The organism is Rhizobium sp. SEMIA 4085 (assembly GCF_013004495.1).
In the GTDB taxonomy this organism is placed as follows: domain Bacteria; phylum Pseudomonadota; class Alphaproteobacteria; order Rhizobiales; family Rhizobiaceae; genus Rhizobium; species Rhizobium gallicum.
Genome location: NZ_JABEPH010000544.1, coordinates 1 through 2,782 on the forward strand (window position 1 = coordinate 1; position 2,782 = coordinate 2,782).

Consider the following 2,782-nt stretch of genomic DNA (forward strand, 5'->3'; position numbering starts at 1 on the left):
CATGAGAGCCGGCATCGGTCTGTCCTCCTTCGATAAACCCTTCCGTCGGCGGCGTCCGGCAAGCGCTGTGAGTCTTAGATCCTCGTTTCACGCGGAAAACGGTCCATGTGTGAAACCGTGAGATCCAGCAACTCGTTCGTATCTCAACAGGGAAACCACCACACACTTATCTCCAAATCACGTTGTCTCCCGCCTCTCCGACCCCAAGCAGCCACGAGGACATGGAAAGATGATCGACGGACAATCCATCGGCTTTTTCGACGTCGGGCTTCACGAGGTCTTTGGCGCGCGCGTCGGTTTAGTCTGGCTGTGCCACAGTTGGACCTTCCATGGAACAACCCATGGATGTCTCTGGGGAACGGCATCTTTCCGGAAAGTCCTACGCTTTCACACGCGGCTCTCTGACGCGTATGGCATTCGTTTGGCCCTCAACGCTTGCACGCGCAGCATCGTCGAGCGCACTCGCCATTCTCGCGTTCCACGGTCGAGGTCCGTGGAACGATAATACTGTCTTTCAAAAACTCGCTCATGTTTCGTTCCTTCAATAGCTGCAGGTGACAAGGTCTTTCCGCGCAATGCCCACGAATGCGTGGCGTGCTTCCGCCACGTCACTGATAAATCCCTGCTAGACCTCGTCCTTCAGCGTCTCCTTCTGGGTAATAAGGCGGGCAGAGTGGTGTCCGGAGGTAAATGCCCAAAGCCAGCTCAGCGCGACCGCCATGCGGCTCCGTGTTCCGATCAAAAAGTAGATGTGGGCAAGGCCCCAGATCCACCAGGCGATGGAGCCCTTGAGCCGAAGCCTGCCGAAATCGATCACCGCGGAGCTTGGCCCTATGGTGGCAAGATTACCAAGATGCCTGTACTTGAAGGGAGGCGGCGCTGAGCGCTGCTTAAGGCGGGCCTTGATCACCTGGGCGACGTATTTTCCCTGCTGCTTTGCGGCAGGAGCGATACCAGGAACCGGCATTCCCTCGCCGGTCTTAACGCTCGCGGTATCGCCGACAACGAAGATCTCCGGGTGTTCTGAGACCGTGAGGTCGGGCTGCACGATAGCCCGCCCTGCTCGATCTGTCTCCGCCCCGACCCACACGGCGGCCTTGGATGCCTGCACGCCCGCCGCCCATATGACCGTACGGCTCGGGACGAACTCGTCCCCGATCGATATACCTTCCTCGGTGCAGTCGGTTACCGGCCGTCCCATGCGAACCTCGACGCCCATCGACGCAAGGGATCGCTCGGCGTATTGCGATAACGCCTCGTGGAAAACAGGCAGAACACGCGGCCCTGCCTCTACAAGAAGAATGCGCGCCGAAGTCGTATCGATGTTTCTGAATTCCTCGACAAGCGTCCTTTGAGCCAGTTCGGCGATGATCCCGGCCATTTCGACGCCTGTCGGCCCCGCACCGATTATCGAGAAGGTCAGCATTGCCGCCCGTGCATGGGGATCGGTTTCCAGCTCCGCCTTTTCGAACGCCAGGAGAAGGCGACGGCGGATGGTGGTGGCGTCTTCCAACGCCTTCAGTCCGGGCGCGAAAGGCTCCCATTCATCCCGGCCGAAATACGCGGGACGGGCCCCTGTTGCGAGAACAAGGGTGTCGTAGGGAATGGCATGACCGCCCTTGAGCGAGACGAGCCGCTTCTCGACATCGACGCCCACGACCTCGCCAAGAAGCGTTGTGACATCTTTCCTTCCACGGAAGACTGCGCGAATGGGCCAGGCAATCTCGGAGGTCGCCAGGACGGTCGTTGCGACCTGATAGAGCAGCGGCTGGAACAGGTGATGATTGCGTCTGTCGACGATCGTGATCGAAAGGTTTGGACATTTGAGATCCTTGGCCAATTGGATGCCGGCGAAACCGCCTCCCACGATGACAACTCGATGCTCCATTTCGTCCTCCCGCGAGCCTTTGGAAAAAAACCCGCCTCGGATCGAAGCGCGTCCTTCGGTGTTGCACGATCGCAAGCTCAGTCGCTGATGCGACTGCTCACAATGATGGAAGGGGGGCTTACCAGCAACGGAAGCAACGGTTCGAGAACACGCTTGACGTTCGCAGATTCTCCGTGACGCGCGGCTGCCTCCTCGTTTGCCCAACCATCGAGAATGAAGAACGTATTCGGCTCGTCGGAGCGCTGGTAGAGATTGTAGTAAAGGCAGCCCTCTTCCTCGCGGGCAGGGCCGACAAACTCCTGGAGCAGTGTGTTGACACGGTCCCGGTTACGCGTCGATGTTTTAAACTCAACGATGAGATGCTGTTCGTCGGACTTGCTCGATGGCATGTGGGAGGCTCCTAATTGAAGACGATGACGGGCTTGATCACGCGGCCAGCTTCGGCATCGGCGATGGCCTCGTTGATTTTCTCGAACGGATACTTTGTGATCAGCTTCTGGAACGGGAACAGGCCGGCCTGGTTTAGTTCGACCAGTTGGGGGATGAAGAGCTGCGGGATCTGATCCCCGAGGATGGCACCCTGAATTTTCCGGTTGAAGACCATGAGGTCCAGCGGGATTGGAATATCCTTGCCGAGCGCGTCGAGCCCGAGGAGGACGACATGACCCCCTGCCCGCGTGCATTTGATCGTGTTCAGGATGACGGGAATGATACCCACGGCGTCGATCCCAAAATCGGCACCGCCGCCCGTCAAGGCGTGGATCTGCTCCACGACGTCTGGGTCCCTGCCGTTGATAGCGTGGGTCGCGCCCAACGTCTTAGCCATGGCCAAACGCTGCTCGTTCAGGTCGATGATGATGATCTGGCTGCACCGCCGGACCTGGGCTGCCCGCC

At 59.0% G+C, this 2,782-nt stretch carries 3 protein-coding genes; all 3 read right to left on the reverse strand.

All coding sequences use genetic code 11. The features are described from left to right. Nucleotides 1-625 precede the first annotated feature (625 nt). The gene (locus tag C9413_RS30650; protein ID WP_170251367.1) at nt 626-1,888 is read right to left on the reverse strand and encodes an NAD(P)/FAD-dependent oxidoreductase; all 1,263 of its coding nucleotides are present in this window, start codon (nt 1,886-1,888) and stop codon (nt 626-628) included. Between the two features lie 77 nt (nt 1,889-1,965). After that, nucleotides 1,966-2,277 (reverse strand): putative quinol monooxygenase, encoded by a 312-nt coding sequence (locus C9413_RS30655; RefSeq protein ID WP_013984706.1) that lies wholly within the window; start codon nt 2,275-2,277, stop codon nt 1,966-1,968. Nucleotides 2,278-2,288: 11 nt separating this feature from the next. Continuing rightward, on the reverse strand, nt 2,289-2,782 hold a 494-nt coding region (locus tag C9413_RS30660; RefSeq protein WP_170251368.1), incomplete at its 5' end, for a zinc-binding dehydrogenase.